Origin of the sequence: Mycobacterium sp. E1747, assembly GCF_001667775.1 — a bacterium.
Classification (GTDB): Bacteria; Actinomycetota; Actinomycetes; order Mycobacteriales; family Mycobacteriaceae; genus Mycobacterium.
This window is the reverse complement of the sequence record NZ_LZJI01000197.1, coordinates 54184-77567: the sequence shown is the minus strand read 5'-3', so window position 1 is coordinate 77567 and position 23384 is coordinate 54184. Positions and strand designations below refer to the sequence as shown.

23 protein-coding genes and 1 tRNA gene are annotated in these 23384 nt (G+C 67.7%); 16 read left to right on the top strand and 8 right to left on the bottom strand.

The genetic code is table 11. The features are described 5' to 3' along the window. Positions 1-151: 151 nt before the first annotated feature. Both A5695_RS20045 and A5695_RS20040 read right to left on the bottom strand, forming a co-directional pair. Positions 152-1312: a PPE family protein gene (locus A5695_RS20045; protein ID WP_068086084.1), complete on the bottom strand. Its 1161-nt coding sequence runs from the start codon at positions 1310-1312 to the stop codon at positions 152-154. A 55-nt stretch (positions 1313-1367) separates the two neighbouring features. After that, on the bottom strand, positions 1368-2261 hold the full coding sequence (locus A5695_RS20040; protein ID WP_068086082.1) for a PE domain-containing protein: 894 nt from the start codon (positions 2259-2261) through the stop codon (positions 1368-1370). 355 nt (positions 2262-2616) lie between these two features. Here A5695_RS20040 and A5695_RS20035 point away from each other — a divergent pair. From A5695_RS20035 to A5695_RS19975, 13 genes are all read left to right on the top strand, one after another. Further along, a tRNA-Leu gene (locus tag A5695_RS20035) sits at positions 2617-2693 on the top strand. A 119-nt stretch (positions 2694-2812) separates the two neighbouring features. Beyond that, entirely contained in the window at positions 2813-4042 is a 1230-nt protein-coding gene (locus tag A5695_RS20030; protein ID WP_068086079.1) for a bifunctional 2-polyprenyl-6-hydroxyphenol methylase/3-demethylubiquinol 3-O-methyltransferase UbiG, read from the top strand. Between the two features lie 182 nt (positions 4043-4224). Further along, on the top strand, positions 4225-4695 hold the full coding sequence (locus A5695_RS20025) for a hypothetical protein (protein ID WP_156749757.1): 471 nt from the start codon (positions 4225-4227) through the stop codon (positions 4693-4695). A gap of 122 nt (positions 4696-4817) precedes the next feature. Further along, complete coding sequence (locus A5695_RS20020; protein ID WP_068086073.1) at positions 4818-5189, top strand: DUF732 domain-containing protein; 372 nt, start codon at positions 4818-4820, stop codon at positions 5187-5189. A gap of 79 nt (positions 5190-5268) precedes the next feature. Further along, a complete protein-coding gene (locus tag A5695_RS20015; protein ID WP_068086070.1) occupies positions 5269-6486 on the top strand; it encodes a bifunctional 2-polyprenyl-6-hydroxyphenol methylase/3-demethylubiquinol 3-O-methyltransferase UbiG in 1218 nt (405 codons plus the stop codon). A gap of 154 nt (positions 6487-6640) precedes the next feature. Further along, positions 6641-7423: a hypothetical protein gene (locus A5695_RS20010; protein ID WP_068086068.1), complete on the top strand. Its 783-nt coding sequence runs from the start codon at positions 6641-6643 to the stop codon at positions 7421-7423. 113 nt (positions 7424-7536) lie between these two features. Continuing rightward, positions 7537-8292 (top strand): dienelactone hydrolase family protein, encoded by a 756-nt coding sequence (locus tag A5695_RS20005; protein ID WP_068086066.1) that lies wholly within the window; start codon positions 7537-7539, stop codon positions 8290-8292. Positions 8293-8304: 12 nt separating this feature from the next. After that, positions 8305-8580, top strand: a complete 276-nt coding sequence (locus tag A5695_RS20000) for a DUF6295 family protein (RefSeq protein WP_068086063.1) — start codon at positions 8305-8307, stop codon at positions 8578-8580. After that, positions 8577-9347 (top strand): DUF427 domain-containing protein, encoded by a 771-nt coding sequence (locus tag A5695_RS19995; RefSeq protein ID WP_068086061.1) that lies wholly within the window; start codon positions 8577-8579, stop codon positions 9345-9347. The genes A5695_RS20000 and A5695_RS19995 overlap by 4 nt, the downstream gene beginning before the upstream one ends. Positions 9348-9726: 379 nt before the next feature. Then, entirely contained in the window at positions 9727-10782 is a 1056-nt protein-coding gene (locus A5695_RS19990; protein ID WP_156749756.1) for a WD40 repeat domain-containing protein, read from the top strand. A 144-nt stretch (positions 10783-10926) separates the two neighbouring features. Then, positions 10927-12558 carry a long-chain fatty acid--CoA ligase gene (locus A5695_RS19985; RefSeq protein ID WP_068086058.1) on the top strand — a complete coding sequence of 544 codons (1632 nt, stop codon included), beginning with the start codon at positions 10927-10929 and terminating at the stop codon, positions 12556-12558. 33 nt (positions 12559-12591) lie between these two features. Continuing rightward, a complete protein-coding gene (locus tag A5695_RS19980; RefSeq protein ID WP_068086056.1) occupies positions 12592-13476 on the top strand; it encodes a class II glutamine amidotransferase in 885 nt (294 codons plus the stop codon). Positions 13477-13505: 29 nt separating this feature from the next. Next, entirely contained in the window at positions 13506-14375 is an 870-nt protein-coding gene (locus A5695_RS19975) for a patatin-like phospholipase family protein (protein WP_068086240.1), read from the top strand. Between the two features lie 21 nt (positions 14376-14396). Here A5695_RS19975 and A5695_RS19970 read toward each other — a convergent pair whose 3' ends face one another. Next, positions 14397-15476, bottom strand: coding sequence for a patatin-like phospholipase family protein (locus A5695_RS19970; RefSeq protein WP_156749755.1), 1080 nt, complete (start codon positions 15474-15476; stop codon positions 14397-14399). Positions 15477-15567: 91 nt separating this feature from the next. Beyond that, on the bottom strand, positions 15568-16011 hold the full coding sequence (locus A5695_RS19965; RefSeq protein WP_156749754.1) for a lipoprotein LpqV: 444 nt from the start codon (positions 16009-16011) through the stop codon (positions 15568-15570). Positions 16012-16123: 112 nt separating this feature from the next. On the opposite strand from A5695_RS19965, the gene A5695_RS19960 reads away from it, so the two are divergent. Together A5695_RS19960 and A5695_RS19955 are read left to right on the top strand one after the other, a co-directional pair. Next, complete coding sequence (locus A5695_RS19960) at positions 16124-16720, top strand: cysteine dioxygenase family protein (protein ID WP_156749753.1); 597 nt, start codon at positions 16124-16126, stop codon at positions 16718-16720. Continuing rightward, complete coding sequence (locus A5695_RS19955) at positions 16720-17160, top strand: rhodanese-like domain-containing protein (protein WP_068086050.1); 441 nt, start codon at positions 16720-16722, stop codon at positions 17158-17160. Before A5695_RS19960 ends, A5695_RS19955 begins: the two co-directional genes overlap by 1 nt. On the opposite strand, the gene A5695_RS19950 is transcribed toward A5695_RS19955, so the two are convergent. The 3 genes from A5695_RS19950 to A5695_RS19940 are packed head-to-tail and all read right to left on the bottom strand — an operon-like array spanning position 17161 to position 20756. After that, the gene (locus A5695_RS19950) at positions 17161-18906 is read right to left on the bottom strand and encodes an alpha/beta-hydrolase family protein (protein WP_068086047.1); all 1746 of its coding nucleotides are present in this window, start codon (positions 18904-18906) and stop codon (positions 17161-17163) included. Positions 18907-18913: 7 nt separating this feature from the next. Further along, a complete protein-coding gene (locus tag A5695_RS19945; RefSeq protein ID WP_068086044.1) occupies positions 18914-19705 on the bottom strand; it encodes an enoyl-CoA hydratase in 792 nt (263 codons plus the stop codon). A gap of 13 nt (positions 19706-19718) precedes the next feature. Beyond that, complete coding sequence (locus A5695_RS19940; RefSeq protein ID WP_068086039.1) at positions 19719-20756, bottom strand: enoyl-CoA hydratase/isomerase family protein; 1038 nt, start codon at positions 20754-20756, stop codon at positions 19719-19721. A gap of 212 nt (positions 20757-20968) precedes the next feature. Between A5695_RS19940 and A5695_RS19935 the strand changes: the two genes are divergently transcribed. Next, on the top strand, positions 20969-21826 hold the full coding sequence (locus tag A5695_RS19935; protein WP_068086234.1) for a Bax inhibitor-1/YccA family protein: 858 nt from the start codon (positions 20969-20971) through the stop codon (positions 21824-21826). Between the two features lie 290 nt (positions 21827-22116). On the opposite strand, the gene A5695_RS19930 is transcribed toward A5695_RS19935, so the two are convergent. Continuing rightward, positions 22117-23334, bottom strand: coding sequence for an acetyl-CoA C-acetyltransferase (locus tag A5695_RS19930; protein WP_068086035.1), 1218 nt, complete (start codon positions 23332-23334; stop codon positions 22117-22119). Between the last annotated feature and the right edge of the window lie 50 nt (positions 23335-23384).

Here is a 23384-nt window from a genome sequence, read left to right as displayed (position 1 = left end):
CCTTGTCTTTCAAGCCTTCAAACTCGAAGTCTTAACAGTTCCAATTGATGCGGTGGTGGCCGCGTTGTGGACAGATTACGGCCTACCGGTTAACTCATCGCCTCAAACGGGTGACATGTACCCCCTTATTTCCCGTACCGGTATTCCGACATCAGACGACAACCTGCTTGGGCATGACGATCGGCTTGAAGCCGTATCGCGGCCCGGCGCCGTAGGCACCGGCGCCCTTGGCCGCGCCCGCCATGCCGGGCATGCCGGGCATCGCGGCGACGGGCTCCGCTTCCGCCGCGGCCGTCCAGCCCGAGCCTTCGAGCGGGGCGGTGGAGGAAGCCAGCGACGTCGCCGGGGCGGCCGCATTCCAGCCAGCCGGCACCGAGAGCCCGCCGACCGCGGAGGCCTCGCCCAGGGCGGCCGACGCTCCCGCGCCGGACACCGAGCCGACCATGGTGCCCTGCACCATCCCACCGGCGAGCGGCGTGACCGAGTCGGTGAGCGCGAACGGGATCGACGGCACGGAGCCGAGGGTGTGGCCCAGCGACACGGCCGTGGGGATGGTGTTGCAGACCCACCAGGCTGCGGTGTTGACGGCGCCGTTGATGCCGTTGAGCACCGACGGTGTCCCGAGGAAGTTGTCGACCGAGGACAAGATTCCCGTGGTCTGGAAGGGCAGGGTCGGGGCGGTTATGGCCGCATTGGAGATGGGGGCCGCCAGTGCCTGGACCGTGCCGCCGGACGAGTCCGCGGCGAGCGCGGCGCTGTCGGCGGCCGCGGCTGCCCCGGGGTTGGTGGTCGACGTCAGCGGTGTCACGGGAGTCAGCACCCCCGCCGCCGCCGACGCCGCCTGGTAGGCGGCCATCATCGCGGCGTCCTGAGCCCACATCGCGGCGTACTGCGCTTCGGTCGCGGCGATCGCGGCCGAATTGACGCCGAGGACGTTGGTCGCGACGAGTGTCGCGAGCAACGACCGGTTGGCCGCGATCACCGGCGGGGGAACCGTCGCCGCAAAGGCGGCCTCGTACGCGGCCGCCGACGCCGTGGCTTGCGCGCTGGCCTGCTCGAGCGTGGTTGCCGTCTCGGTGAGATATGTGATGATCGGCTGGGCCGCGGCCGCGGCCGCCACCGACCCGCCGCCGGTCCAGTTTTCGGTGGTGAGCAGCGAGATGATCGACTCCCACTGGCTTGCGGTGGCGCTCACCTCGGCGGCCAGGTTGGCGTATGAGGCCGCGGCGGCCATGAGCGGGCCGGCGCCCGCGCCCGAGTACAAAAGCGCGGAGGTGATCTCCGGCGGAACTGCTGCAAAGTCAAGAACCATTTGTGTTTCCCGCTCCTTTGTCTTTAGAAATTTGAGGTTTTCGAGGGCACGAGGACTAGACGGTCGCCGGTTTCGGCATGACGATCGGCTTGACGCCGTAGCGCGGGGCGCCGAAGCCGGCGCTGTTGCGCGCCGCTCCGCCCATGCCCGGCATGCCCGGGATGATGGTCCCCGCGCCGGCCTGCGGTGCGGCGGCGGTCCAGCCCACGGTCTGCAGCGGTGCGGCGCTGGTACCAACCACCGGGGTGGCGGGAGCGGCCCACGTCGGCGGCACCGACAGTTTGCTGACCATCGTGGCCGAGCCCATCGAGGCCATCGGCGCCGCGCCCATGCCGGCCATGCCGCCGCCGGCCATCGGGGCGGTCGTGTCGGCGAGGCCCGCCGCCCCGGCGGCCGAGCCCGCGGCGTCGGCGGCGGAGGTGTCGAGCAGACCGCCACCGGCCAGGCCGATCAGGTCCGAACCGGCGGAAGCCCAGTTGCCGAAGCCGATGTTGCCGATGTTGGCGCCGTTGCTCGACAGGCCGAAGATCCCGCCCAGCATGTTCGGGTTGGTGCCGTTGCCCGTGCTACCCAGCAGCCATGCCAGGTAGTCGAGTGGAGTGTTCGACGGCGTCGTAGCGGCGGCGGCGAGCGGGGAAGCGGCGCTCGACAGCGCGGCCTGGCTCGCGTTGATGGCCTCGGTGTCGCCGTAGCTGCCGGAGCTGATGCCGAGGGTCTGCGCGTAGTTGTCCAGCAACGCCTGCGCCTCGGTGGCGATCGCCTGGTATTGGGTGCCGTACGTCGAGAAGATCGCCGCCTGCTGGGCCGACACCGGATCGGCGGCGGCGGGAGCGATGACCGTGGTCGCCGCCGCGGCGCCCGCGTTCTGCGCCGCCAGGTTGGTGTTGATCCCCGACAGCAGCTGCTCGGCAGCGAGCATCTCTTCGGTCTGTGTTGTCAGAAATGCCATCGATTGCTCCTATATGTTGGAACGAGCCGACCCCCATGCGGTGGATCGACCTGTGTGTTCGCGTAACGGCCCCTGTGCGCTGGCGTAACACTAACGACCCACGACTCCACGGTCTCGGCCGAAAGCGTCAGCGTGACAGCCGTTTACGGCGTTTTAACGATGAGGTCGGCAGTTTTAACACGGTCTTGCGGGATGACATAGCCGTGTCATCTGTCATCTGCCGGAAAGCCGTGGTTAATGCGCGCGGGCGCGGATCCTAGCCAATCGCCGGTCGCGCCGCATGTGGGAAATTTCGCTTCTTTGGACGGGATGCGATGTCCCGGCTTCGGCGTTCGCAAGCTAGATTCGCGGCCGGGCCCCCATAGCCCAATTGGCAGAGGCAGCGGACTTAAAATCCGCCCAGTGTCGGTTCGAGTCCGACTGGGGGCACCAGCACCACGCGTCTATGGGCACCGTCGGTCGGCCTGTTGCCGCCGGCATTGGTTCGGGCGCGGACCCCCCGGCACAGTAGGTTGGTCGCACCGTCCGATCTTCGAAGGAGCCGTGCCGACGTGACCGAGGATCCGCGGACTGACGCCGTCTCCCGGCAGTACGACCGATGGGAGTATCCGCCTCCGGTCCAAGACCTCGAGGCGTGGGCGGCCAACGGGCATTGGGATTGGTTCGACCCCTCCTGGAGCCATCGGATCTTCTGGCCGGACCGGGAGTACAGATCGGGCCTCGACATCCTGATCGCCGGATGCGGCACGTCCCAAGCGGCGGCCTGTGCCTTCATGAACCAAGGCGCGAGGGTCGTGGCTATCGACGTCAGCCGCTCGGCGCTGAAGCACGAGCAGTATCTGAAAGGCAAGCACGGGCTCGACAACCTCGAGCTGCACTTTCTTCCGATCGAAGAGGTGCGCGCGCTTGGGCAGGATTTTGACCTCATCGTTTGCAGTGGCGTCTTGCACCACATGGCCGATCCGCTGACCGGACTGACAGCTCTCGGCGAGTGTCTGCGATCGGACGGCGTGCTGGCCGCGATGCTCTACGCGAAGTATGGGCGAATAGGGGTGGAAATCCTCGAATCCGTGTTTCATGACCTGGGACTGTCACAGGACGAAGTGTCGGTCCAATTGGTCAAAGACGCGATCGCGGTGCTACCGGCGGACCACCCCGCCAACAGCTATGTGAGGGTCGCGCGCGACCTGCTCTCGGACGGCGGCCTTGTCGACACGTTCCTGCACGCCCGCCAACGAAGCTATACCGTCGGGGAATGCCTGGACCTCGTCGATGCGGCCGGGTTGGCTTTTCAGGGGTGGTTCCATAAGACGCCTTATTACCCGCACGACCTGTTCCCGCCGGGAAGCGGACTTCCGTCGGTGTTGAGCGAACTGCCTGACGCAAAACTCTGGTCAGTGATGGAGCGCCTGCAAACGACGAATGCCACCCACTATTTCCTAGCCTGCCGCCCCGAGCGGCCCAAGGAGCAGTACACCGTTGATTTCTCGGACCCGGGAGCGCTCGATTACGTTCCGCTGGTGCGAACCGCGTGCCGGCTGTCCGGCGACGAGATATTTCTGCGCGGCGTGCAATTGAAGCTCAACCCGGCCCAACTGCCCTTCGTCCAGCGCGTCGACGGCCGCCGGACCATTCGTGAGATTTGTGAATCCGTGGCACAGCTCAACGACTTTGCCCGGCGCGACGATGCGCAGATTCAGCAATTCGGGCACAAGCTGTTCGAGGCGCTGTGGCGGTTGGACTTTCTGGCGATGGCGTTGAAGACGCAATCCGCCGATTAACCGAGCTGGACCCACGATCGGCACGGCGGCGGACTCGATCCTTCCCAGTATCGGTTCGAGACCGACGATTCAGCGACCGAATTCGGGCCGTCTTGCTATTAGAGGTAGAGCCTTTATGCCCTGTCTGGCGGATAGGGCCGGCGCGCAGGATCACCGTTCAGGGGGTTCTGAGGAGGACAGCGGTGATCAAGCAAGCCATGGTGTGCGCGGCGGCAGTTCTTACCATCGCCGGCTGCTCAACTCGCACATCCACCGGCGGCGCAGGCCCCACCACCACAACGTCGCACGCGCAGGCTGTGCGCGGATGGGTCGAACAGACCAAGGACCACATGCAAGACCTTGGGATCGCCATGGGCAAGGCGACCTTCGCCATCGGGGAGCATGACTACGCCGCACTCGGGGCTGCCTGCCACGAGGGCCATGACGCGGCGAGCTTCCTCCAAGGCCACTTGCCGTCCCCTGACAAAGAACTCACCGACGCGCTGCAAGCCAGCCTCGACGACTTCGATGCCGCGTCCCACTTTTGCGTCGCCGCGGTCGAGGACAAGGACGCCAACGAGGCGCGCCACGCGGGCGAATTCATGAACTCCGCCGAAGCGCACCTCACCACGGCGACCGGCATCCGGGATCGCATCGTCAACGGGCCGGCCTAGGTCGGAATAGCGACCAAGGGTCCGATCCGCGAGGACCTTGGCCCCTAACGGCATTCGGCGGCGGGGTTGACAGTGAAAGATCAGACGAATTCGTAGACGACCGAGAGAGGCATATCACCGGTATGAACGTCCGTGCGGGCAAGTGGCCGACGGTCTGTGCCGTCCTACTGTCGGTTGTCGCGCTCCTTCCCGCAGCGTCGGCATCGGCGTCGGCCGATCCTGCCGACGACGCGTTCATCGCGTCGCTCGCGAACTACGGCATCGAAGTCCGCGACAGCGACACCGCGATCGCGATGGCCCACCGGGTGTGCACCGGATTCGACAACAATGCGAACGCAAGCGTGCTGGCGTTGAAGGTGAAGCGCGACACCGATCTCTCGATGAAGGAAGCCAGCTACTTCGTCGGCCTGTCCGTGGCCGCCTACTGCCCGCAATACCGGGGGCTTATCGACAGTTCGCTGATCTGGCTGATCCCCGGGCCCCCGCTGATGTGAGCGCGGACGTCAGGCGAGCCGAAAGGCGGCGGGCACAGTAAGTTGGTCGCGACCGCCACCGCGAAGGAGCCGCGCTGAAGTGACCGACGATCCGCGGGGCGACGGCGTCTCCCGCCAATACGATCGGTGGGAGTATCCGCCCCCGGTAACCGATCTGGCGGCGTGGACCAAGACCCACTGGGATTGGTTCGACCCGTTCTGGGCGCACCGGGTGTTGTGGCCGAACCGCGAGTACAAACCGGACTCCGACATTCTCATCGCGGGCTGCGGAACGTTCCAGGCCGCCCTTTTCGCGTTCATGAACCGCACCGCCAAGATCGTCGCGATCGACGTCAGCCGGTCGGCGTTGAAGCACGAGCAGTATCTGATCGACAAACACGGCCTGGACAACTTGGAATTGCACCTGCTGCCCATTGAAGAGGTGGCGACTCTTTCGCGCGACTTCGATCTCATCGTGTCCACCGGCGTCCTGCACCACATGGCTGATCCGTTGACCGGGCTCAAGGCGCTTGGCGGTTGCCTGCGCGCGGACGGAGCGCTGGGCGTCATGCTGTACGCGAAGTACGGCCGGATCGGCGTCGAGATGCTCGAATCGGCCTTCCGCGACCTCGGACTGGGGCAGGATGACGCGTCGGTCCAAATGGTCAAAGAGGCGGTCGCGGTGCTGCCCGCGGATCATCCCGTCCGCTCGTACCTCAAGGGTGCGCGCGATCTGGTGTCCGACGGCGCCTTGGTCGACACGTTCCTGCACAGTCGGCAGCGCAGCTACACCGTTGCCGAATGCCTGGACCTGGTCGGCGCCGCGGGACTGGCCTTTCAGGGCTGGTTTCACAAGACGCCGTACTACCCGCACGACATCGTCGCGCCGGCGAGCGGGTTCCAGGCGCTGCTGAACCAGCTGCCCGAGGTCGAGTTGTGGTCGGTGATGGAACGCCTGCAGCCGGCGAACGCCACCCACTTCTTCATGGCCTGCCGCCCCGAACGCCCGAAAGAGCACTACGCGATCGATTTTTCGACGCCCCAGGCGCTCGACTATGTTCCGCTGTTGCGGACGGCCTGCCTGCTGTCCGGGGACGACATTCACCTGCCCGGTTCCAAGCTGAAGCTCAACCCCGCCCAGCTGCCGTTCGTCCAGCAGGTCGACGGCCGGCAGACGATTCGGGAGATCATCGACCACGTCGCCCGGCGCGGTGACATCGGCCCCGAAAACGCTGGCCTGGTACGGGAATTCGGACGAAAGCTGTTCGAGTCGCTGTGGCGCCTCGACTTTCTGGCGATGGGGCTGAACACCTCTTAGCGGCCTTCGCCGTCAGAAGGCCTGACGCAACGCGGCATTGGCTTGCGGGGGTCGGCGACCGAAGAAGCCCATGTGGGATGGCCCTCGGCCGCGGACCAAATTTTCGACCCGGCCACCAGGGCCCGCGGAAATCGTCACTCCTACACTGACCCTCGTGGGCATGCTGTTTGGTCTTGCGCCGTGGATCGTCTATTGGGTGCTCGTCGGTAACGTCCCGTTGCCGGCCGCCGCGCTGGTCGGGCTGGCGGTCGCGGCCGCCGCACTGGCGATCGGAATTCTCACCGGCAAGCCGGAGCGGACGCTCGAAATCGGTTGCGCCGCAGTATTTATGGTGTTGACGGGACTGACTTTCGCGCTCGGCGACTGGTTCTCCCAGCGGTGGATACTGCCGCTGAGCATCGCCGGATTTTCGGTGGTCGCACTGGTCGCCACGCTGACGGGTAAGCCGTTCGTGCGCGCGTTCCTCGCCGCGGAGCAGCCCGCGGACGTGCGCACGACCGAGCTGTTCGGGCGGGCCGTCAGCGTCCTGAGCTGGATCTGGGTGGGGAGCCTGGCCGTTATGACGGTGTCGTCGGCGATTCCACCGATCGTGCGGGGTGACGCCACCATCCTGGACACCAGGACTCCGTTGTCGTACGTCTGCTACTGGCTCATTCCCTTCACGGTGTTGGGCCTGGCGGCGCTGGCATCGCGGGTGCTGCCCGAGCGGTTGCTCGCCGGCATCGACGACGTGGCGCGGGAAACCTCGTTCGTCGCCTACGACGAGGCCACGATCGACGAGCTGTACTTCCTTGCCCAGGAGCACGCGAATCGAGAGGTCGGCCCGGGCAAGGAGGCCTACAACGTGAAGGTCGGGGGGATGGGCACCCCGTTGACCGGAGACGAGTCCCGCAAGTCGTGGCCGTCGACGTACAAGGTGCGCGACAAGCGGCGCTGACCGGGCGCAAAGGTGTTCCGATACGTTGGGTTCCGGCGCAGTGGGCCCGGACCGGCCCCATGCGCTCCGCGCCCGGTTGCGGCCAACGAGGGACAACCCAAGAGGAGTCGCGAATGAAGGCGATCAGCCCAGACGCCATTCGTGCGGAAACCATCACCATCACCGGCCTCGGCGGCGACGAGATCGAGGCATACCGCGCCTCGCCCCTTGCCGAAGGGACGCGCGGGGGAGTCGTGTGGATTCATCACATGCCCGGCTATGACCGCGAGACCAAAGAGTTCGTCCGGCGGCTCGCCGTCAGCGGCTACCACGCCGTGGCTCCGAACCTCTATTCGCGCGAGGCGCCGGGCGCCTCGCCGGACGACGCGGCGGCGGCGGCGCGTGCGGCGGGCGGCGTGCCCGACGAACGTCTGGTCGGTGACGTCGCGGGAGCGGTCGAGCACCTGCGCTCATTGCCAGGTGCCAACGGCAGGTTCGGCGTCATCGGGCACTGCTCGGGCGGGCGGCACGCGTACCTGGCGGCGTGTTCGCTGCCGTTCGATGCGGCAGTGGACTGCTACGGCGCCTTCATCGTCGAGGATCCGCCGGAGGGGATGCCCAAGGCTATGAAACCGATCCTGCAGCTGGCGCCGAATCTGAGTTGCCCGCTGCTGGGCCTGTTCGGGATCGAGGACCGATTCCCGGCGCCGGCCGCGGTCGCTGCGCTCGACGACGAACTGACGAGGCTGGACAAGCCGCACGAGTTCCACTCCTACGAGGGCGCGGGCCACTCGTTCTTCTCCGTCGATCGACCCGCCTACCGGCCCGAGGCGGCGGTCGACGGTTGGCGGCGCATCGACGACTTCTTCGCCACCCACCTGAAAGGCTAGGTCTCGCCGGTCATGTGCACTTATCTCACCGAACACGTCAGAATCGACGGCAGCGGCAAGGGCGCCACGGGGTGGTTCGGCGCCAGCCGCGCGACCGTGTACCTCGATCACCCGGTCCACGCCCCCTACGGCCACACGGTCAACATCGACGTGATCAATCCCGAGCTCGGCCCGTCGGCGCGGGTGGCGCTGGAGCTCACCGAGGAGAGCGCGCTGGCGCTGGCCGACGCCATCCGCAAAGCGATCGCCCACGCGCCGGCCGGGCTGGCAGCCAAGGATCAGAGATGACCGTCGAGCGTGATTACCCCGAGATGGCCGCCGCGCGCGGCAGGGTCGAGCCCGCACCGCGCCGGGTGCGGGGCTACCTCGGCGACGCGCTGGTCTTCGACACCACCTCCGCGCTTTACGTGTGGGAGGTCCCGTACTACCCGCAGTACTACATCCCGTTGTCCGATGTCCGCCCGGAGTTTCTGCGTGACGAGAACCATTCGCAGAAGGTGCAATTCGGCGCCTCACGGCTGTACTCCCTGCAGCGCTCCGGTCAGACCTATCCGTCCGCCGCGCGAGTGTTCGACGCTGACGGTGATGGCCCGGTGGCCGGCACGGTGCGATTCGAATGGAATCCGTTGCGCTGGTTCGAGGAAGACGAGCCGATCTACGGCCATCCGCGCAACCCGTATTCGCGGGTGGACGCCCTGCGGTCACACCGGCAAGTCCGGGTCGAGCTGGACGGAATTGTGCTGGCCGACACCAGGTCTCCCGTACTGCTATTCGAAACCGGTTTACCGACAAGGTATTACATTGACCCAACCGACGTTTACTTCGAGCATCTGCAGCCCAGCTCGACGCAGACGCTGTGTCCGTACAAAGGAGTGACGTCGGGATATTGGTCCGTGCGCTCCGGCGGTGCGCTGCATCCGGACCTGGCCTGGACCTATCACTACCCGTTGCCCGCGGTCGGCCAGATCGCCGGTTTGGTGGCGTTTTACAATGAAAAACTGGACATCGTCGTCGACGGTGCGGCGCTGCCCCGGCCGAAAACCCAATTCAGCTAACCAGCAAGGTGTGATCTTTACCTCTTCGCGGTGCAGACCCTGAGAATCTCTTAACCTGGACACCGCCACGGCGCTGACCGGGGACGTTAGCGGCGAAAGCGAAATCCGCCGGATGCGCGTTTGCATCGCTTTCGCTGGGGGTAAGCGACTGCCGTACAGCGTTATTGAAAGCCTGAGCAGAACCTGAGCGCGGGGAGTGACGTAGCTAACGTCGGGGGAATTCGACCCGCTTCGACGTGAATTTTGGCCGGTAGGATCGCAAAAACCAGTCGCGTCAGCGCCTTTCGGTGCTGAGATCTCCTGGATCCGGAGGCCGATCTGTCGCGCAAGTTCCGGCGATATTGCCTCCGCGCCGACAATGAGCAAAAGGCGGTGCAATGTGAGCGGTGTGAACGGCGGCAAGGCCTTCCCGGACTACGGAGAAGAGCGAAACCTTCGATTGGACGAGAGCTCGTTGGTCCGGATTCCGGTGCGAAACGGTCCGATCAGCGACGCCGGCGTAAGCCCCGACGGCAGCCGGCTGATAGTCGCCAACCACGGCGGCGACACGGTCTCGATCATCGACACCGATGGGCGGCGGGTGATGCAGACCGTCACCGGCCTCGACGAGGCCTTCACGATCGCACTCAGCGGTGGGAACGCCCCCCGCGCCTACATCAGCACCGCGTCGGCGGCATACGACTCCGTCGACGTCGTCGACCTCGCCACGATGGCCCGTGTCGCGACTTATCCGCTGGCCAACAGCGTGAGCGACCTCGCCGTCAGCGCCGACGGCAGGTTCGTCTACGCCGGGCGCAACGGCGCGCGGGGCGCCGACATCACCGTCCTGGACACCACCACGGATGACTTCGGGGTGATCGACCTGGCCACCGCCCCGGGGACCAACGTGGATTGTGTCCGCATCGGCCCCGACGGGGGTCAGCTCTACGCCGCCACCAACGGCCCGGCGGGCGGCCAACTGGTCGAAGTGGACACTCGGCTCTCGCGCATCACCGGAGGCTACGAGCTAGGGTTGCCCATCCGCGACGTCGCGCTGAGCGACGACGGCGGTGTGGCGTACGTGGCCAGTTGCGGCCCCGTGGTGGGCGCGGTTTTCGACGTCATCGACACCAAGTCCCGCAAGATCACGGGCACGCGCAAGCTCAGCGAGGTCGCCGGTCCGCTCACCCGCATGGCGCTCAGCCGTGACGGCCGCCGCGCTTATCTGGTCAGCGACGACCACGTGGCGGTGGTCTGCACGCGCACCCACGACGTCATCGGGGACTTCACGGCGGTGAAGCATCCCTCCTGCGTGGTGGAGAGCCCGGACGGCAGGTACCTCTACATCGGCGACCACTCCGGCGTGGTCACCGTGGCGCCGGTCGCCGCGGGACCGGCGGACGAGTCGACCACCCGGCTGCCGGCGCTGGCGCAGCGGGAACCCGTACTCGCCTAGGGTGTTTGCCGACGCCGGCGCCGAACGCGGGCTTAGGGTGGAGGCTGCCGGCGGCCCCTCGCCCCCGGCGCGGGATGCGGCCACCCCGTGTCTCGAGGGTTGACATCAGGCGATGCTGCGCCGAGATCCAAAGGCGGTACCTCAATGCACAGCACGATGCAGGACTTTCCGTTGACGATCACCGCGATCATGCGCCACGGGTGCGGCGTGCACGGCGCCCGCACGGTCACCACCGCCACCGATGACGGCTACCGGCGAATGACCTACCGCGAACTCGGTCGCGACGCCGCTCGGCTGGCGAACGGGTTGCGCCGCCTCGGCGTCAGCGGGGATCAGCGGGTGGCGACGTTCATGTGGAACAACGCCGAACACCTGACCACCTACCTGGCGGTGCCGTCGATGGGTGCCGTGCTGCACACCCTCAACATCCGCCTCTTCGCCGAGCAGATCTCCTACGTCGCCAACGAGGCGGAAGACCAGGTGGTGCTCGTCGACGCGTCGCTGACCAAGCTGCTCGCCCCGGTGCTGGGTGACCTCAAGACCGTGCACACCGTGATCGTCGTGGGGGAGGGCGACACCGCCCCGTTCGAGGGATCGGGCAAGACCGTGCTGCGGTATGCCGATGTGCTCGACGGTGAATCCCCCGACTTCGACTGGCCGGACCTCGACGAGAAGTCCGCGGCCGCAATGTGCTACACCAGCGGCACCACCGGCAACCCGAAAGGCGTGGTCTACAGCCATCGTTCGAGCTACCTGCACACGATGGCGGCCTGCACCACCAACGGCATCGGCGTCGGCGCCGTCGACAGCGTGCTGCCGATCGTGCCGATGTTCCACGCCAACGCGTGGGGCCTGCCTTACGCGGCCCTGATGGCCGGCTCCGATCTGGTGCTGCCCGACCGTCACCTCGATGCCCGGTCGCTGATCCGCATGGTCGAGGACCAGCGACCGACCGTGGCGGGCGCGGTGCCCACCATCTGGAACGACGTGTTGCATCGCCTGGAGGACGAGCCCGGCCACGACATGTCGTCGCTGCGGCTGGTGGTCTGCGGCGGATCGGCCGTTCCGCTGTCGCTGATGCGCACCTTCGAGGAGAATCACGGCGTTCAGATCCGGCAACTGTGGGGCATGACGGAGACGTCACCGATGGCCACCATGGCGTGGCCGCCCCCGGGCACTCCGCAGGATCAACACTGGGCGATCCGCGCAACGCAGGGGCAGCCGGTCTGCGGTGTCCAGATGCGGATCGTCGACGATGAGGGCAAGGTGCTGCCCAACGACGGCGAGGCCGTCGGCGAGGTGGAGGTCCGCGGCCCATGGATCGCCGGCTCCTACTACCTGACGCCCGACGACTCGAAGTTCGACTCCGGCTGGTTGCGCACCGGTGACGTGGGGCGAATCGACGAGCGCGGTTTCGTCACCCTGACCGACCGGGCCAAAGACGTCATCAAGTCCGGCGGCGAGTGGATCTCCTCCGTCGAGCTGGAGAACAGCTTGATCGGGCACCCGCACGTCGTCGAGGCCGCGGTGGTCGGCGTGCCCGACGAGCGCTGGCAGGAACGGCCGCTGGCCGTCGTGGTGGCCAAGGAAGGCACCACGGTCAGCGCCGAAGACCTGCGAAAGTTCCTCGCCGAGAGGGTGGTTCGCTGGTGGCTGCCCGAACGGTGGGCGTTCGTCGAGGAGATTCCGCGCACCAGCGTGGGCAAGTACGACAAGAAGGCCATCCGGGCGCGCTACGCCGAGCACGGCTACTGGGTGGTCGAGGCCCGCGACTGAGCGCGCGGGCTGACCCTGGGTACCGTCGAGGCCATGTGTCGACTATTCGGGTTGCACGCCGGGACGGACGTTTGCACCGCGACGTTTTGGTTGTTGGACGCCCCGGACAGTCTCGCCGAGCAGAGCAGGAGGAACCCGGACGGCACGGGCGTCGGCGTCTTCGACGAGCACGGCCGGCCGCAGCTGGACAAGCAACCCATGGCGGCCTGGGAGGACGCCGCGTTCGCCACCGAGGCCCATGACCTGACGGGCACGACGTTCGTCGCGCACGTGCGTTACGCGACGACCGGTTCGCTCGACGTCTGCAACACCCACCCGTTCCTGCAGGACGGCCGGATCTTCGCGCACAACGGAGTGCTCGAGGGGCTGGATGTCCTGGGCGACCGGCTGCGCGAGGTCGGCACCGACGACTTGGTTCTGGGCGACACCGATTCCGAGCGGGTGTTCGCGTTGATCACCGCCTCGATCCGGGCGCGCGACGGCGACGTCACCGCGGGCCTCACCGATGCCATGACATGGCTCGCGGCCAACGTGCCGATCTATGCGGTCAACGTGCTGCTGAGCACGGGCACCGACATGTGGGCGCTGCGCTACCCCGAAACCCACGAGCTCTACATCCTGGACCGGTCCGACGACGCCCCCGCCCAGGCCCCGACATTCGACCTGCGCACCAACCGGATTCACGCGCGGTCGGAACATCTGTGCACCCGACCGTCAGTGGTGTTCGCCACCGAACGCATGGACGACGACCCCCGCTGGCGCCTGCTGGAGCCGGGTGAGCTGGTGCACGTCGGGGCCGCGTTGCGCGTCGAGCGCCGGCTGATCCTGCCCGACCCGCCCGCACACCTGCTGCGCCGGACGGAGTTGAGCGCACGGGTCCAGGAGGCGCAACACGCCCTGCCGGGCGCGCGGCGCTAGCCGATGCCGGCCTGGCAGAGTGGGTGGGCGTGACAACCAGACGAGCGCTAGTGCTGGCCGGTGGCGGGATAGCGGGAATCGCCTGGGAGACAGGTGTTTTGCGTGGCATCGCCGATGAGTCATCGGCGGCGGCTGGGCTGTTACTGGATTCCGACGTGCTGGTGGGCACCTCCGCGGGTTCGACGGTCGCCGCGCAGATCGGGAGCGGCGCCCCGCTGGCTGAGCTGTTCGACCGGCAGGTCGCCGAGGCGTCGGCCGAGATCGACTCCGGCGTCGATGTCGAAACGATCACCGGAATGTTCCTGAGGGTCTTGGCGGAGCCTTACGCCGACCCGTCGGACCGGACCCGGCAGCAGATGCGGCGGATCGGTGCCGTGGCGCTTGCCACCGACACCGTTCCGCCGCCGGTACGCAGGCGGGTCATCGCGCAGCGTTTGCCATCCCACGACTGGCCCGACCGGGCGCTGCGGATCACCGCAATCGACGTTGCCACAGGTGAATTGGCCGTTTTCGATCGCCGGTCCGGTGTCGACCTCGTCGACGCGGTGGCGGCCAGTTGCGCGGTACCCGGGGCCTGGCCGCCCGTTGCCATCGCCGGCCGCCGGTATATGGACGGTGGGGTGGCCGGCTCGGTCAACATCGGTGTGGCCGCCGATTGCGACGCGGCGGTGGTGCTGGTGCCCTCGGGCGCGGACAGGCCGTCGCCGTTCGGCGCCGGCCCGGCCGCCGAGATCGCCGCCTTCACCGGTGCGACGTTCGCGGTGTTCGCCGACTCCGACTCGCTGGCGGCCTTCGGGCCCAATCCGCTGGATCCCGCCTGCCGCGTCGCGTCGGCGCTGGCCGGACGCGAGCAGGGCCGCCGCGAGGCCGCGGCCGTAGCGCGTTTCCTCGGGGTATAAACCGTTGCGGCAGAGCGGGTTTCAACCCTCGATCGTGGGCGGCGCGGCACGGTCGTTCTCGAAGGCGTCCAACGCCTCGTCCGCCAGCGCACGGCCGACGGCGATCACCTCCGCCGCCCGGTGAAAATCCAGGCCCCGGCAGATCGAGCGCGGCACTTCGATCAACAAGTCGGGCGGGTAGACGGCCAGCGTATGGCGCGCCAGCGCGGCCTGGGCGATGTCGATGGTCCGGTTCATTACCTCGAAGCTGCCCAGTTTCGGGACTTCCGCTGCGGCGTCGACCAATTCAGCGGCCACCTCGTCTTCGGTCGCGCTCTGCTCGACGTCGGGATCGTCCGGCCAGCTGTCCGCCTCGGCGGTGGATCCGCCGAACCTGCCAAGGACGGCCCGCGCCGTCGGCCGATCGAGCAGCGAGCGGGCGGCCGTGGTGTCGAGCAGCGCCGAGGTGCTGCGCACCATGCGGTTCAGCCACTCGGCCGTGACCCCCGAATCCGCGTCGCGGTTGGCGATCGCCTCGCTGCCGCTCAGGCTCACCGCGATGGTCACGTCGGCGTTGACCGCCGAAAGGGGCGCCATCGGCAGCGGGTCCAGGATGCCGCCGTCGGCCAGCAGACGACCGTTGACCTCGTGGGGGGCGATCACGCCGGGGATGGCGATGGAGGCGCGGATCGCGGTGTCGACCGGGCCGCGCTGAAACCACACCGACTTACCTGCCACCAGGTCGGTCGCCACCGCCGTAAAGGGGATGGGCAGCTGCTCGATGGCGACCGGGCCGAGGATGTCGCGCACCGCATCGAGGATCTTCTCCGCGCGCATCACCCCGGCCGCGCTGATCGAGAAGTCCAGCAGCCGCAGAATGGTGCGCTGCGTCAAGGACTTCGCCCAGTCGGCGAACTCGTCGCGGCGTCCGGCCGCTTCCAGGCCGCCGACCAGCGCGCCCATCGACGAGCCCGCGATCCCCGCGATCTCGTACTCCCGGGCGCGCAGCGCCTCGATCACCCCGATGTGGGCGTACCCGCGGGCCCCGCCGCTGCCTAGCGCCAACGCCACCCGGGTTGGTGACGATCGGCGTCCAACCGCTGTGGCGGGTCCGTCCGGCATCCCTTCATTTTGCGCGGCGCCGCCGGCCCGCACCCGCGGAGTCGGGGGTTTTTCCTTCCCGTGAATTCAATTGAACCGGGGTCCGGACGCGTCAGCCGCATTCGTCGTTGGCGGCGGCACGCGCGGCGGTGAGCACGGCCGCCTGCCGCGCCGGCGTCAGATCCGCCCAGCGGGCGTTCCAGCTCCCCGGTGTTCCCGTCGGCGCGGCTTGGAGCATCGCCAAGTAGGGCTCGAACAGCGACTGACCGGTCCTGGGCTGGGCATCCATCCAGACTTTCGCGGCGTGACAGGCCTGGTAATACTCTTCCTCGGTCGAATCCGCGGGCACGTCGATCCTGGTCGTCACGCCCGCCGGCGAGCGCCCGACGGCGCCCGGGGGAGCCCCGGCGGGGCCGGTGGGGATGCCCGCCGGGCGGGTCGACGAGGACGCGGGCCTGCCGCTCGGGTGGTCGGCGGAGCATCCCGCGGCCGCGAACAAACTGGCCGCCACGGCGAGCGTGCCGCACAGCAGGGGTCGATGAGTGCACCGGCGCACGCTGACAATCTATGCAACACTGGCGGCCGTGATGGAGCGCTTCGGATTTTGCGAGTGTTGTCGGCCGTAACACGCCGCCGCCCGCCCGATCCGTTTCCTCTGGAGCTCCCCGATGTCAGTGCCCCTCGCTGCCCCCGCTGCGTTGCGCCCCCGCCACGTCCCGTCCCCGTCCTCGGGACCGACCCGCCTGCGGGTGCCCGACCTCATGCACGCCACCGACCAGGCCGCCGACGACGTGCTGAGCGGGCGTTGCGACCACCTGCTGCCCCCGGGGGGGATACCCGAGACGCGGCGCTGGTTCACGCGCATCCACGGCGACGAGGAACTGGACGTCTGGCTGATCAGCTGGGTGCCCGGTCACCACACCGAACTGCACGATCACGGTGGATCGCTGGGCGCGCTGACGGTGGTGTCCGGCTCGCTCAACGAATTCCGTTGGGACGGCCGCGAACTGCGCCAGCGTCGGCTGGACGCCGGCGATCAGGCCGGGTTCCCGCTGGGCTGGGTGCACGACGTGGTGTGGGCGCCCCGGCCGGTGGCCGTGCCGGTCACGGGCCTGGCGGGCGCCAACCGCGCGCCGGTGCGTCCCTCGCTCAGCGTGCACGCCTATTCACCGCCGCTGACCGCGATGTCCTACTACGAGGTCACCGGCCGAAACCGGTTGCGCCGCCAACGCACCGAGCTGACCGATCAACCGGAAGGACCGTGATGAGCCGCATCGACGTCGTGTTGAGATCCGCCCGGCGCCGCTTCCGTCGTCTTCCCGCCGCCGAAGTGCCCGATGCGCTGCGGCGCGGGGCGGTGCTCGTCGACATCAGACCGCAGGCCCAACGGTTCCGTGAGGGCGAGATCCCCGGCGCGCTGGTGATCGAACGCAACGTCTTGGAGTGGCGCTGCGACCCGACCAGCGACGCCAAGCTGCCCGAGGCCGTCGGCGATGACGTCGAATGGGTGATCGTGTGCTCGGAGGGGTACACCTCGAGCCTCGCGGCCGCCGCGCTGCTCGACATCGGCCTGCACCGCGCCACCGACGTCATCGGCGGGTACCACGCCCTCGCGGGTTCGGGTGTGCTGGACCAGCTTTCCGCGGCCGGCGCGGTTGACGCCGGGCCGGGACGGTTCGCCGACTCCGGGCGCCGCTGGCTGTAGCTAGCCGGTGGAGGTGGCGTCCGAATGGAGCAGCGGCCGCAGCTTGTCGGTCTTCTCCTGCGACCAGCCGGGCGGTGACAGCACGGCGGCCCAGCCGTCGGCCGCGTCGGCGACGTAGTGGTGCCCATGCCCCTCGGGAACATCGACCGCCACCGCCATGTCCGCCGTAACCTGCAGGAACGTCACCACCGGGATCCAGCGGGTATCGGACAGCACGTCGTAGCCCCGCCGCTCCCGCAGCCAGTCCGGTTCGCTGAACAGCAGGTCGGGCGACCACCAGGCGATCGGGTCCGAGGCGTGTTGCAGGTAGACCACCCGCGGGTGGTCCCACGCCGAGTTCGGGCGGCCCAAATTGCTTGGGCGAGCGACGAATCGGACGTTCTTGCCGGCATCATAGATCGGCAGCCACTCCGGGGAACCGGCGTCGCGGGTCGACGTCAGGTCCGTCCAGATGGTGTTCTGGAACGTCGGTCCACTGAACAGGGCGCCGTCGGTGCGGGCGAGGACGTTGTTGAGGCTCATGAACGGCGCCTCGCCGCCGAACGATCCCAGGCTTTCGCCGAACACGACGAGCTTGGGACGTTGCGCTTCGGGCATCTGGCGGATGAGTCGGTCGACGGCCTCGAACAACGCCTGCCCGGCGTGGCGGGCGTTCTCCTTGTCCACCAGGAAGGACAGCCAGCTCGGCAGGAAGGAGTACTGCATGCTGACGATCGCGGTGTTGCCGTTGTACATGTACTCGAGCGCGTCGGCTTCGGCCTCGTTGATCCAGCCGGTGCCGGTGGTCGTCGCGACCGCGACGACGGCACGTTGCAGCCCGCCGGTGCGCTGCAGCTCGCGGGCCGCGAGCTCGGCGGTCGCCGTGATGCCGTCCGCGGAGTTCAGCCCGGCGTAGGCCCGGATCGGTTCGGTCGCCGGGGCGCCGTTGAAGGCGGTGAGTTGGTCGGCTCTCGGCCCCGCTTCGACGAAGATGCGGCCTTGGTGCCCAAGGGATTCCCACGACACCAGCGATTCGGGTCCGCCGGATCGCAGCGGCGTCTTGGGCGGCGCGGTGTCGGGGTTCATCTCGTTGTTCGCCGACGCGAAGGTGTTGTTCATGGTGCGCATGGCAAACTTGAGCACCACGCCGTTGAGCAGGGTGATGGTGAGCGCCACGAGCAGCGCGACCACGATGGTCGCCGACAGCCGGAACGGCGCGATGCGGTCGACCTGACCGACCAGGAAGCGGACCAGCCACCGGATGAACTGCCCGATTTCGACCAGGGTGAATAGCACCACGAGCGACAGGCCCGCGGCCACCGGGTAGTCGTACCACTGCAGGTGCGAGACACCCATCAGGTCGCGCACGTTGTCTTGCCAGACGTGAAACCAGATGGCCATCAACACCATTCCGAGGGCGCCGATCGGGATCAGCACCATCCACGCCCATCGCGGCGGCGGCGGACTGTGATCCTTGGCGCGCATGTAGCGGACCAGCCACACGGCGAATACGCCTAGCCCGTAACCGCTGGCTCCGGAGATCCCGCTGACCAGGCCCTGAAACAACGCGCCGCGCGGCAGCAGCGACGGCGTCATGGAGAACCAGATGAAGATCAGGCCAACGGCGCTGCCGGTGAACGTGTAATGGCGCACCCACCAAGGGTTTTGCCGCCATCGGGGCTGACGAGTCGCCGGACCGGATTCCGGTTTGGCTGCCGGCTCGGCCTCGTCTTCCGGCGCCGTCGTCGCAGAACCCGGCTCGATCATCGCAGGCTTACCGGTGCGTGAAGTTCGGAGCGCGCTTCTCGATGAACGCCGTCATGCCCTCGGACTGGTCGTCGGTCGCGAAGGTCGAGTGGAAGAGCCGACGTTCGTAGAGAAGTCCTTCGGACAAGGTCGATTCGAACGCGCGGTTGACGGCCTCCTTGGCCATCCGGGCCGCCGAGCGTGACATTTGCGAAATGGTGGTGGCGACGGCCTTGGCCTCGGTGAGCAGGTCGTCGGCGGGCACCACGCGCGAAACGAGGCCGCTGCGTTCGGCTTCGGCGGCGTCGATGGTGCGCCCGGTCAGGATGAGGTCCATGGCCTTGGCCTTGCCGATGGCGCGGGTCAGGCGCTGCGAACCGCCCATGCCCGGCAGCACACCGAGTTTGATTTCGGGCTGGCCGAATTTCGCCGTGTCGGCGGCGATCAACACGTCGCACATCATGGCGAGCTCGCAGCCACCGCCGAGCGCATGCCCGGCCACCGCGGCGATGGTCGGGGTGCGGACGGCGGCCAGTTTTGCCCAGGGGCCGAAGAAGTCGGCGTCGAACGCGTCGGCGAACGTCAGGCCGGCCATCTCCTTGATGTCGGCGCCGGCGGCGAACGCCTTGGCCGACCCGGTGATGATGATCGCCCCGATGCCGGGGTCGTTGTCCAGCTCCGTTGCAGCGCTGGTGACTTCGGTCATCACCTGAGTGTTCAGCGCGTTGAGCGCCTTGGGCCGGTTCAGGGTGATGGTGCCGACGCGCCCGTCGCGTTCGACCAAAATGGTTTCGTAGTTGTTGGCAGTGGGGTCTGTCATCCAAATCGCCTTTCTAAAAACTCAAGTCGTCATCCACCGGGGCGAAATACGCCTCGACGTCGGCGGCGGTCACCGCGTCCAGCGTGGCCGGCGACCACTTCGGGTCGCGATCCTTGTCGATCAGCTGCGCCCGGATGCCCTCCACCAGGTCGTGCGATCTCAGCGACGCCGACGACACCCGGTAGTCCTGAATCAGAACGTCTTTCACCGTCTCTAATTTGGCGGCGCGCCGGACGGCCGCCAGCGTCACCGACAACGAGATCGGCGAGCGGGTGGAGATCAGGTCGGCCGCCGCGGTGGCCGGGCCGGCGGCGTGCCCGCGAAGCGCGGCGACGATGTCATCGACCGTGTCACCCGCGTAGCAATCGTCGATCCAAAAGCGTTGTGCTGCAAGCTCGCTTGGTGGCGGCTCGACGGCGTGCTTGGCGAGGGCGCTCTGCACGCCGTCGGCGACGATCGCCCGGGTGAACGCCTCGAGATCCTGGTGCGGCACGTAGTGGTCGGCGAATCCCATGGCGATGGCGTCGGCCCCGGAAAACGGCGCCCCGGTCAGCGCGGCGTGCAAACCCAGCCCACCGGGCGCGCGCGACAGCAGGAACACCCCACCCACGTCGGGAACGAAGCCGATGCCGACCTCGGGCATCGCGATCTTGGACGTGTCCGTCACCACGCGGATGTTTGCGTGCGCGCTGACGCCGACCCCGCCGCCCATCACGATGCCGTCCATCAGCGCCACGTATGGCTTGCAGAAATCGGCGATCTGGGCGTTGAGGAGATACTCGTCGTGCCAGAACCGTCGCGCCTCGACGCCGTCCTTGCGCGCGCTGTGGTAGATGGAGACCACGTCGCCGCCGGCGCACAACCCGCGCTCCCCGGCGCCGGAGAGCACCACGGCCCGCACCGCGTCGTCGTCCGCCCAGTCGGAGAGGATGACGCGCAGCGCGTCCACCATCGGCTGATTCAGCGAGTTGATCGCCTTGGGGCGGTTGAGCGTGATCAGACCGACGTCGCCGTCGATGCGGGTGAGAACCTCGTCGAATTCTTCCGTCACGCCTTAGCCTCCTATCGCCGGGTCACCCTCGACGAAAAATCTAGATTGTGACGACCGGCGCCATACCCGCGGGTAAGGGTTATCTTTAAGCCGACGCCAGCAGCAAAGGCTCGAGGCGCCGGAAAATGCCCAGCTCCGCTGGGAACTCGGACGGAACGCTGCTCGTTGAGATTGTGTTCGCGGAGCTCGAAGCCAATAGAGAGGATCCGACGGTGCGGGAGACAAGCAACCCGGTATTTCGTTCGCTGCCCAAGCAGCAGGGTGGGTACGCGCAGTTCGGCACGGGCGCGCCCCCGATGCAGGGCTATGGCTACGGAGCCGACCCCTACGCGGCGCCCTACCAAGCTCCGTACCAGGAAGCCAGGGCGTCGCGCCCGCTGACCATCGATGACGTCGTCACCAAGACCGGCATCACGCTGGCCGTGCTGGCGGTGTCCGCCGTGGTCTCCTACTTCCTGGTGGCGTCCAACCTGGCGCTGGCGATGCCGCTGACCATGATCGGCGCGCTGGGCGGCCTGGGGCTGGTGCTGGTCGCCACCTTCGGCCGCAAGCAGGACAGCCCGGCCATCGTGCTCAGCTACGCGGTGCTCGAGGGGCTCTTCCTGGGCGCCATCTCGTTCGTCTTCGCCAATTTCTCCGTCTCGCATGCCAACGCCGGCGCGCTGATCGGGGAGGCCGTCCTGGGCACCTTCGGGGTGTTCTTCGGCATGCTTGTCGTCTACAAGACGGGGGCCATCCGGGTGACGCCCAAGTTCACTCGGATGCTGGTCGCCGCGATGTTCGGCGTGCTGTTCCTGATGCTGGGCAATTTTGTGCTCGCAATGTTCCACGTCGGCGGCGGCACCGGCCTGGGCCTGCGCAGCGGCGGACCGATCGCCATCATCTTCTCGCTGGTGTGCATCGCGATCGCGGCGTTCAGCTTCCTGATCGACTTCGACGCGGCCGACCAGATGGTGCGCGCCGGGGCGCCGGACAGGGCGGCCTGGGGCATCGCGCTGGGCCTGACCGTGACGCTGGTCTGGCTGTACATCGAGATCCTGCGCCTGCTCAGTTACCTGCAGAACGACTAGCTCTCGTCAACGAAAAGACCGGCACGCCATCGGCGTGCCGGTCCTTTCGTGCCGGTCCTTTCGTGCTGGCCGTTTCGTGCGGGGCGTCGAGGGTGCGCTCACGGCTGCGGGTGTGCGCTGGTGGCGTCGGGTGTGCGCTGGTGGCGGGATTTCGGCGAATTTCGCGCCGTGGACGCACGCTCAAAGCCGTCAACGCACGCGCGAGTCCCTGATCGCACGCTGACCGCCCTGAACGCACCCGCGAAGCCCAGCGCCGTACACCCGACGGGCTCAGCTGACGGACAAGCCCGTCAGCTGAGCCGCTCGATGATCATCGCCATGCCCTGCCCGCCACCGACACACATGGTCTCCAGACCGAACGTCTTGTCGTGTGTCTGCAGGTTGTTGATCAGCGTGGTCGCAATCCGCGCGCCGGTCATGCCGAACGGGTGCCCCAGCGCGATCGCCCCGCCGGAGACGTTCAGCTTGTCCTCGTCCATGCCCAGCTCGCGCGCCGAGCCTAGCACCTGCACCGCGAACGCCTCGTTGATCTCGTAGAGGTCCATGTCGTTGATCGACATACCCGCCCGCGCCAACGCTTTCTTGCACGCCTCGATCGGGCCCAGGCCCATGATCTCCGGCGAGAGACCGCTGACGCCGGTGGACACGATCCGCGCCAGCGGCGTCAGACCGAGCTCCTTGGCCTTGGTGTCACTGGTGATCACCAACGCGGCGGCGCCGTCGTTCAGCGGGCACGCGTTGCCCGCGGTCACGGTGCCGTTGGGCCGGAACACCGGCTTGAGCTCGCTGACCTTCTCGTAGGTGGTGCCGGCACGGGGTCCGTCGTCGGTGCTGACGGTGCTTCCATCCGGCAGGGTCACCGGGACGATCTCGCGCTCGAAGAACCCGCTCTTGATCGCTTCCTCGGCGCGGTTCTGGCTGCGCACGCCCCAACGGTCCTGGTCCTCGCGGCTGACGCCGGTGAGAATGGCGACGTTCTCGGCGGTCTGCCCCATCGCGATGTAGACGTCGGGCAGGTTCCCATCGGCCCGCGGGTCGTGCCATTCGTCGGCGCCGCCCGCCGCGGCGGCGGTGCGCTCCTCGGCCTCGCCGAACAGCGGGTTCTTGGTGTCCGGCCATGAGTCGGAGTTGCCCTTGCCGAACCGCGACACGGTCTCCACACCGGCGGAGATGAACGCGTCGCCCTCGCCGGCCTTGATGGCGTGGAACGCCATCCGGGTCGTCTGCAGCGACGAGGAGCAGTACCGGTTGACGGTGGTGCCGGGCAGGAAGTCGTAGCCGAGTTCGACGGCGACGACGCGCGCCATGTTGAAGCCGGACTCGCCGCCGGGCAGGCCGCAGCCCAGGATGAGGTCGTCGATCTGGTGGGGGTTGAGCGCGGGCACCTTGTCGAGTGCCGCCCGCACCATCTGGGCGGCCAGGTCGTCGGGCCGCATGGACACCAGCGACCCCTTCATCGCGCGACCGATCGGCGAGCGGGCGGCGGAGACGATAACGGCTTCAGGCATGACGGTTCCCTTCAAATCCTTCCCGGATTCCGGCGGGCTCGCTTCACAAA